General features: G+C 56.5%; 1 protein-coding gene. It reads right to left on the bottom strand.

The features are described 5' to 3' along the window. Positions 1-146: 146 nt before the first annotated feature. Positions 147-1,130: an IS5 family transposase gene (locus ACP7DD_RS26500; protein WP_426178382.1), complete on the bottom strand. Its 984-nt coding sequence runs from the start codon at positions 1,128-1,130 to the stop codon at positions 147-149. Positions 1,131-1,223 lie beyond the last annotated feature (93 nt).

Genomic DNA, 1,223 nt, shown 5'->3' with positions numbered 1-1,223 from the left:
CTAGGGAAGCGCTGAACAATTGATGATTTCTGTGCAAACGATGCGCTTAACAGGGCCGCGTTATTTGGGTACCTAAATTTTCATTTTCACGCATTCAGACCGGCGATTTCGGCCATTTTTGATGCATTTTCCCCGTGCTTCCGTCCTCAGGACGGAGCTTGGGTTTCAGAGACCCTAAATCGCCGGCCGGCCAGCACCAGATTCGCGAATCCGAACAATGTAAACAGTTGCGCGGTGTTCTTCGCCAAGCCGCGGTAGCGTGCTTTGCGATGACGGAAGAGGTTCTTCACCACATGGAACGGATGCTCCACTTTCGCCCGAACGCTGGCTTTCAAGTGCTCCAGCTTTTCTGTCATGCGGCCGAGTTTGTTGTTCGGCAGCGCCTTGCGTTTGGTGCGCTTCATCGCGACGTGCCAGGTCACGTTTTTGCCAAGATTTTCTTCACGTTTTTCGACACCCTGGTAGCCTGCGTCACCCATTGCCGCAACTTCATCGCCGTGCAGCAGCGCGTGTGCCTGCGTTACGTCCGACACGTTGCCGGCCGTGCCGATCAGCGTGTGCACGAGGCCCGACGCCGCGTCTACGCCGATATGGGCTTTCAGCCCGAAGTGCCAGTCGTTTCCCTTCTTCGACTGGTGCATTTCCGGGTCGCGTTTGCCGTCTTTGTTTTTAGTCGATGGCGATGCCGCGATCAACGTGGCATCGACGATGGTCCCTTCGCGCATCATCAAACCCTGCGCTGCCAGATGTCCGTTGATGGTGTCGAAGATTTTGCGTGTCAGCTCGTGCGTCTCGAGCAGTCGGCGAAATTTCAACAGCGTCGTCGCATCCGGCGCCGACTCCCGATTGAGGTCGATACCGACGAAGCCACGAATCGCCTGGCTGTCGTAAATCGCATCCTCGATGCCTTCGTCAGACAGGCCAAAGCACTGTTGGGCAACGTACATGCGCAGCATGCGCGCCAGCCCGATCGGTGGCCGACCAGCGCCTTCGACCTTCGGGTAGAACGGTGCGATCTGTTCGTGCAACTGCGACCAGGGCGTGATGCTGTCGATCTTTGCGAGAAAGCGGTCGCGCCGTGTCAGCTTCTTTTTGGCGGCGTATTCAAGGTCGGAAAAACTCTTCTGCATGATCAACTGGACGGTAGTGTGCGTGCCGTTATTGTCTCAGGTCTTGCTAGCAGACGGAACCAGTGCCCGAAGAATAAATCAGTGCTTCCCTAG

The sequence above is a fragment of the Massilia sp. TWR1-2-2 genome, from assembly GCF_049897565.1.
Classification (GTDB): domain Bacteria; phylum Pseudomonadota; class Gammaproteobacteria; order Burkholderiales; family Burkholderiaceae_D; genus JAFCUW01.
This window is presented reverse-complemented; position numbering and strand designations above follow the sequence as displayed.